At 33.2% G+C, this 6491-nt stretch carries 10 protein-coding genes; all 10 read right to left on the reverse strand.

What is annotated here, in order from left to right; genetic code table 11:
• Nucleotides 1-500 precede the first annotated feature (500 nt).
• Complete coding sequence (locus ACYSNX_RS12755; RefSeq protein WP_461755044.1) at nucleotides 501-812, reverse strand: DciA family protein; 312 nt, start codon at nucleotides 810-812, stop codon at nucleotides 501-503.
• Nucleotides 813-817: 5 nt separating this feature from the next.
• The gene (locus ACYSNX_RS12760) at nucleotides 818-1243 is read right to left on the reverse strand and encodes a hypothetical protein (protein WP_461755045.1); all 426 of its coding nucleotides are present in this window, start codon (nucleotides 1241-1243) and stop codon (nucleotides 818-820) included.
• Nucleotides 1244-1250: 7 nt separating this feature from the next.
• Entirely contained in the window at nucleotides 1251-2204 is a 954-nt protein-coding gene (gene ftsY, locus ACYSNX_RS12765) for a signal recognition particle-docking protein FtsY (protein ID WP_461755046.1), read from the reverse strand.
• A 142-nt stretch (nucleotides 2205-2346) separates the two neighbouring features.
• Complete coding sequence (locus ACYSNX_RS12770; protein WP_461755047.1) at nucleotides 2347-2499, reverse strand: DUF4295 domain-containing protein; 153 nt, start codon at nucleotides 2497-2499, stop codon at nucleotides 2347-2349.
• 9 nt (nucleotides 2500-2508) lie between these two features.
• Nucleotides 2509-2691: a 50S ribosomal protein L33 gene (gene rpmG / locus ACYSNX_RS12775; RefSeq protein ID WP_006260303.1), complete on the reverse strand. Its 183-nt coding sequence runs from the start codon at nucleotides 2689-2691 to the stop codon at nucleotides 2509-2511.
• 25 nt (nucleotides 2692-2716) lie between these two features.
• Entirely contained in the window at nucleotides 2717-2953 is a 237-nt protein-coding gene (gene rpmB, locus ACYSNX_RS12780) for a 50S ribosomal protein L28 (RefSeq protein WP_010250743.1), read from the reverse strand.
• 81 nt (nucleotides 2954-3034) lie between these two features.
• Complete coding sequence (locus ACYSNX_RS12785) at nucleotides 3035-4279, reverse strand: CinA family nicotinamide mononucleotide deamidase-related protein (protein ID WP_461755048.1); 1245 nt, start codon at nucleotides 4277-4279, stop codon at nucleotides 3035-3037.
• On the reverse strand, nucleotides 4276-4629 hold the full coding sequence (locus ACYSNX_RS12790; RefSeq protein WP_461755049.1) for an Hpt domain-containing protein: 354 nt from the start codon (nucleotides 4627-4629) through the stop codon (nucleotides 4276-4278). The genes ACYSNX_RS12785 and ACYSNX_RS12790 overlap by 4 nt, the downstream gene beginning before the upstream one ends.
• Nucleotides 4630-4633: 4 nt before the next feature.
• Nucleotides 4634-5245 (reverse strand): fumarylacetoacetate hydrolase family protein, encoded by a 612-nt coding sequence (locus ACYSNX_RS12795; RefSeq protein ID WP_461755050.1) that lies wholly within the window; start codon nucleotides 5243-5245, stop codon nucleotides 4634-4636.
• A gap of 14 nt (nucleotides 5246-5259) precedes the next feature.
• The gene (locus ACYSNX_RS12800; protein WP_461755051.1) at nucleotides 5260-6033 is read right to left on the reverse strand and encodes an exonuclease domain-containing protein; all 774 of its coding nucleotides are present in this window, start codon (nucleotides 6031-6033) and stop codon (nucleotides 5260-5262) included.
• Nucleotides 6034-6491 lie beyond the last annotated feature (458 nt).

Genomic DNA, 6491 nt, shown 5'->3' on the forward strand with positions numbered 1-6491 from the left:
CCTTCATTAGGTAACATTCATTTACTACTCATTTAAATTAAGTTCAGTCCTTCAGTATTTCGTAAGACTTCTTGGTATTGCCAAGCTTGTATCCATACCTACTATGACTTCTGCTGACTTCTTACAGCAATTGTTATCCATAGTTCTGTAAAAAAAAACTTTCCTATGTCTGTAAGACCTCCCCAGGTAAGAACAGTAACTTTCCCCTCATATACCTGCTATATTTACCCTAAATATCTCCGTACAACTTTGGACTTCAGTTTGTTTAGCAACCTTATCCGATATTATTGAGCCTGATATAGTTTCTGTTCGTCAGGTCAAGGGTTTGCCTAGCGCTTCCTTCAGATTCCACCTTGCGATGGACACCCTTGCATTTGGCTAACACTTCCCGTTGTAAAGGCGTGTTCGGGACTTACACCCTAGAGTTACTACCCATGCTGGGCACACTAACAAAACAGGCTAGATAATATTATCTAGCCTGCTGTTCTGTTTATTCTCGCTTAACGAAAGACAATATCTCTAACAATCTCACTTTTTAATTCTTCATTTAAGAGAGAGATAATTTTACTTTTTCCATAGGTTAATTCTTCTCTTACAATTGGGGAAGAAAGAGCGACATACAATACATCCTTTCTCAATAAGATATCCAAGGTATAATTTTTTATACCTGGACCTAAAATATCCCCCCATGCTTGTTGGATACTAACATTGTTATACCCACTTTGCAAAGGTGTTTCCTTAATAATAATCTGTAGGATATCTCCTATAGTATTATTTTCACGAAGTCTTTTAGATGCATTGAATTTCTTCACGTGTATTATTTTAAAGTAAAAGGAACTGGTCGTTTATAGGTATAAATAATATCATTTTGGTTTTTAACAACTAACTCCTTATCATTCAATTTCATTAATTGTTCCTCCCAAGAAGAGTAATCTGTAGTGTATATTATCCAAGTAGAATCCTTTCGATAATCTATAACAAAATCTTCCGCTACTTCGTTAGTTAGATATTCGCCATTGAATTGAGGCATTACTTTAAAACGCTTACCTACACTTTGATTAACCTCAAAAAAATCAATACTTCCATTAATTGTAAAATCCTTTGTTGTCCCATCGGGCAATTGCACTCTAGCAATTTCCCAATAACCATTAAGAAGTTGTATTTCTTTCGGACTAATTGAAGAAGAACAACTAACAAAAAAAGCTACACAACTAAGTAGTAAGAAAATCTTAAAATACCTCATCTTTTAATTATTTAAAAAAAGAGTCTACAAACTCCACCTTATTAAAAACTTGAAGATCCTCAATACCTTCACCAACACCAATATATTTAACTGGTATTTGAAATTGATCCGATATCCCGATCACTACACCACCTTTAGCAGTACCATCTAACTTTGTTACGGCTAAACTTGTTACTTCTGTAGCAGCTGTAAACTGCTTAGCTTGCTCAAAAGCATTTTGCCCTGTAGAACCATCTAAAACTAACATTACATCGTGAGGAGCGTCGTGAATAACCTTTTGCATTACACGCTTAACCTTTGTTAACTCATTCATTAAATTAACTTTATTATGTAATCTACCTGCAGTATCAATGATTACAACATCGGCATTTTGAGTAACTGCAGATTGGAGAGTATCAAAAGCTACAGAGGCAGGATCACTCCCCATCTGTTGCTTAACAATTGGCACTCCCACTCTATCTGCCCAAACTTGAAGTTGATCGATTGCAGCAGCTCTAAATGTATCGGCAGCACCTAAAACAACATTTAGACCAGCTTTCTTAAATTGATAAGCTAACTTCCCTATCGTAGTAGTTTTTCCTGCACCATTAACTCCAACAACCATTATAACATATGGCTTTTTATCTTTAGGAATTTCAAACTCTGTTGCTTCTCCTGACTGCGTCTCAGATAATAGCCCAGCGATCTCTTCTCTTAATATCTTATTAAGCTCTTGGGTACCTACATATTTGTCTTGTGCTACACGCGCCTCAATACGATCGATAATTTTTAATGTAGTATTTACACCAACATCTGAACTTACAAGTACTTCTTCTAAATCATCTAGTACATCGTCATCTACTTTACTTTTCCCAGCAACTGCTTTGGTAAGTTTAGAGAAAAACGAGTCCTTAGACTTCTCTAGTCCTTTGTCAAGAGTTTCCTTCTTTTCAGAAGAAAATAATTTCTTAAAAAAACTCATAATAACCTTTTTTAACTAATACAAATATAGAAATATTAAGTAGACTTTATTCCAAAATAAATCCACAACTTCCATTAATCTAATAAAATAAAAAAAAGCCGTCTAAAAAGACGGCTTTTTCAAGATTTTTATAATGGTCAAATTACTTCTTTGCGAAGAATTCGTCTACGAAATCAGGAGCCATAACAGCTTCTACGAATGTGTAAGCACCTGTCTTTGGAGATTTCACCATTTTAATTGCTTTAGTCAACTTTTTAGAACCTGTTCTTAAAGCTGCTATAGATTTTTTTGCCATGACTACTAATTATTTAATTTCTTTGTGTACTGTTACTTTCTTCATGATAGGATTAAATTTTTTAATCTCTAATCTATCTGGAGTATTCTTCTTATTCTTAGTCGTGATGTATCTTGAAGTTCCTGGTAAACCAGACGCTTTATGTTCAGTACATTCTAAGATTACTTGTATTCTGTTACCTTTCTTTGCCATCGTATTCTATTTTTTATGGTCCCGATTACTTAACTAATCCTTTTACTTTTGCATCTTTCAATACAGCAGTAATACCTTTTTTATTAATTGTTTTTAATGCAGACGTTGATAATTTCAATGTTACCCATCTGTCTTCTTCAGCAATGTAGAAACGTTTTTTAACTAAGTTCACAGAAAACTTTCTCTTAGTTTTATTCATCGCGTGAGAAACGTTGTTTCCAACCATTGCTCTTTTACCAGTAATTTCACAAACTCTTGACATTATTTCTTATCTTTTATTTCAATATTCAAAATCAGGGTGCAAAGTAACGGAAAAGAAAATTATTATACAAAATATTTTCCGTTATTTTTTTATTATTTCTTTATATATCAATTCCAAACCCTTTGAAACAGCACAATTTACGACTCTTTCACGAGATCCATGGAATTGAAATTTTTTTGCAAAAACTTTGTTTGGAGTAGCAATTCCAATATAAACGGTTCCTACATCAGCACTAGAATCCCCTTTTTTAGGTCCTGCATTACCAGTTGTTGCAACTGCAAAATCGCTTGCAAATCGCAATTTTGCTTTTTTAGCCATTTCAATAGCTACTTGTTCGCTTACCACACTATATTTTTCTACACAGTATGGATCAACTCCTAATATATCTATTTTACTACTTGTTGCATAAGGAATTATTCCTCCTTTAAAATAAGTAGAGGCTCCAGGATTAGAATTGAACATTATTGCCAATCTTCCACCTGTACAACTTTCTGCAAAAGAAATAGTTTTATTTCTAATATGCAACTCTTTGGATATTATTTGCGAAAAATCTATATCCTCGTATCCTAAAATAAACTCAAACGCCTGAAAAGGAATACTTTGTAAAGATTGTTCTAATTTATTTTTTAATTCATTTTTGTCCTCTCCCCTAGCTGTCAAACGCAAATTCACCCTTCCTTGTAGGGGTAAATAAGCTAAAGTCACCTCCGAGGGTAAAGTATTTTCCCATGGAGCAAGAATTTGAGCTAACTCACTCTCTTCTATTGCATAGGTAGAAATACTTTTATGTAGAACAACATTTGATTTAAAATGTTGTTTTATATAATCTAAAACTTCTTCTTTCCAAATGGTTTTCATCTCTAAAGGAACTCCTGGTAAAATAATAAAGGTAGTATTTCCTTTACGCATTAACATACCTGGGGCAGTACCATAAGAGTTAAAAAAGACTTTAGCCAAAGAAGGTACTAAGGCCTGGTTAGCCTCAATATCCAATAATTCACTTGGATCTGGCTTTGCCAAAATAGCACATACTTGTTGCAATATCAAAGGATCCATTACAAAATGATCCTCGAAAAATTCGCAAAACACTTTTTTAGTAATGTCGTCTTTAGTAGGTCCGAGTCCACCAGTTAAAACAACTAAGTCTACTTGATTTATAAAGCTTGACATTATTTGCCTAATACTTCTGCTTTTATCGGCAATACTACAGATTTGAACTACTTCACAGCCAATTTGATCCAATTCCCTGGCAATAAAAGCAGAATTAGTATCCATTATTTGCCCTATGAGAATTTCATCTCCAATGGTAACAATACTTGCTGTCATACCTTTTGTAAACAAAAATCTTTTTTAATCTCCTTTTTTGCTTTCTTAACGTGTTCTTTAAAAGCTTTAAAGTTTTCCTTTACCTCTTTTATTTTTCCTTTGTCTTGAATCCATTTTTCTATAAAGCCAAACTCTTCCATAGCTTGATCAATACCTAAATACTCTAAAGAAGGCTTTAATTTCTCTAAATGCTTAGTTACTTTAGAATAGTTCTTTTTCTCTATTGCCCTTTTTATCTGTTTTAAACTATGTTTAGAATCAGCTAAAAACGCCTCCAATATGCTTTTTACTTTTACTTTATCATCATTATATCGACGACAAAGTGGTCCAACATCGTAATATAATGCCATAATGTTATTTTATAGATATACGGAATAATTCTTGTCCCTCTAGGCTTCCGCGTAATTCGTCACCTCTTTCTACTTTACCAACACCTACAGGAGTACCTGTAAAAATTAAATCTCCGGTTTTTAAAGTAAAATACTTAGATACCTCGCTAATTAACTCATCAATAGACCAAATCATTTGCTTGGTAGAAGCACTTTGAACCACATGTCCATTTTTACTCATTGAAAAATGCATATCGTTTAAGTCCTTCAATTCCTCTTTATTTATAAAATTGCCTACTACAGCAGATCCATCAAATCCTTTTGCCTTCTCCCATGGCAGACCTTTCTCTTTGAGTTTACTTTGTAAATCTCTAGCTGTAAAATCAATACCAACACTTACCTGATCGTAGTATTTATGGGCAAATTTAGGTTCAATAAACTTCCCTACTTTACATACTTTAACTACAACCTCTAGTTCATAATGAATATCAGTAGAGAAAAAAGGAATAACAAAAGGTATTTCTTTTCCTAACAAAGCAGTATCTGGTTTAATAAAGATAACTGGCTCACTTGGCCTTTCATTATTCAACTCTTCTATGTGCTCTACATAGTTTCTTCCAATGCAAATAATTTTCATTCGAAAATCTAATTTTATAGTTTATTATTAAGCTTACGTAATTTTATACCTGTAAGAACTTTTTTAGTATATAATGGGAAATCCGCATTTTGTATCCAACCATAGTAACCAGGTTCGTTTTCTAAAACATGCTCTACTAAAACTCCTTTGTGCTTACCAAAAGCAAAAACTTCTCTATTTTGCTCATCTAGAGCAATAAATCCAGCAAAGTCAACACTCTTTTTTCTAGTAGTGTATTCCGACAAAGCCTTCATATCATTCTCTAAATCCTTATAGCGATCAAGTTGAGCTTTTAAAATCTCATAAGTTGCATTGGTATCTGCTTCTGCTGAGTGCGCATTCTCCAGAGTTTGATCACAATAAAAACGATAAGCAGCACTTAAAGTTCGCTCTTCCTTTTTATGAAAAATAGTCTGAACATCTACTGAAACACGGTTACCCATGTCAAAATCGATACCTGCTCTTAACAACTCTTCAACTAATAGAGGAATATCAAATCTATCAGAATTAAATCCTGCTAAGTCTGAATCCTTAATCATTTGATATATAACTGGAGCTAATTCCCTAAAATGAGGTTCATTAGCAACTTTTTCATCCGTTATCCCATGAATACTTGTTGAATGTTCAGGAATTGGCATACCAGGGTTCACTAACCAAGTTTTGCTTTCCTTGTTACCATTGGGAAATACTTTTAAAATAGCAATTTCGACAATTCTATCTTTTGCAACGTCCACCCCTGTTGTTTCTAAATCGAAAAAACAAATGGGTCTATGTAATTTCAACTCCATTATTCTAAATTGTTTAATCACAAATATAATAAATGTAAATCACTACTGTGTTACATTAGCCTTATTGTTTTAGCATTATTTACTAATTAAGGACCTTGCAAATACCATGCAGCAAATATTTTATAGGGCAATAAAATGATTCCAATTCTGATTCACAAGACAAAATCACAGAAAAGCCTCTCTCTTTTAAAAACACAAAAGCAACTAAAAAGATAGGTTTTTAACAACCTTCACCAAAATAACCTTACGTATAATTAAAAAAAAAGGGGCTGTCTCTAAAGAAAAAGAGGCAGCCCTATTTTATTGCATTTTACGTCTGTGTGATTTTCGGTATTTTTCTAAATATGCGAAGCTCAGACATTGGAAAAATATATTTTCGGTATTTTGGTGTAAAAAGAGGCATTTTATGCCACTCTTTTTCTAATATTCTGTGCGATTGCCAATAATCCGAACTCTAA

The sequence above is a fragment of the Myroides sp. LJL115 genome, assembly GCF_054871665.1.

Bases quoted from the DNA above. Each gene is read 5' to 3' on its own strand.
- ACYSNX_RS12800 (WP_461755051.1), bottom strand. From the start codon at position 6,033: ATGGAGTTGAAATTACATAGACCCATTTGTTTTTTCGATTTAGAAACA.
- rpmB (WP_010250743.1), bottom strand. From the start codon at position 2,953: ATGTCAAGAGTTTGTGAAATTACTGGTAAAAGAGCAATGGTTGGAAAC.
- ACYSNX_RS12770 (WP_461755047.1), bottom strand. From the start codon at position 2,499: ATGGCAAAAAAATCTATAGCAGCTTTAAGAACAGGTTCTAAAAAGTTG.
- rpmG (WP_006260303.1), bottom strand. From the start codon at position 2,691: ATGGCAAAGAAAGGTAACAGAATACAAGTAATCTTAGAATGTACTGAA.
- ACYSNX_RS12760 (WP_461755045.1), bottom strand. From the start codon at position 1,243: ATGAGGTATTTTAAGATTTTCTTACTACTTAGTTGTGTAGCTTTTTTT.
- ACYSNX_RS12785 (WP_461755048.1), bottom strand. From the start codon at position 4,279: ATGACAGCAAGTATTGTTACCATTGGAGATGAAATTCTCATAGGGCAA.
- ftsY (WP_461755046.1), bottom strand. From the start codon at position 2,204: ATGAGTTTTTTTAAGAAATTATTTTCTTCTGAAAAGAAGGAAACTCTT.
- ACYSNX_RS12795 (WP_461755050.1), bottom strand. From the start codon at position 5,245: ATGAAAATTATTTGCATTGGAAGAAACTATGTAGAGCACATAGAAGAG.
- ACYSNX_RS12790 (WP_461755049.1), bottom strand. From the start codon at position 4,629: ATGGCATTATATTACGATGTTGGACCACTTTGTCGTCGATATAATGAT.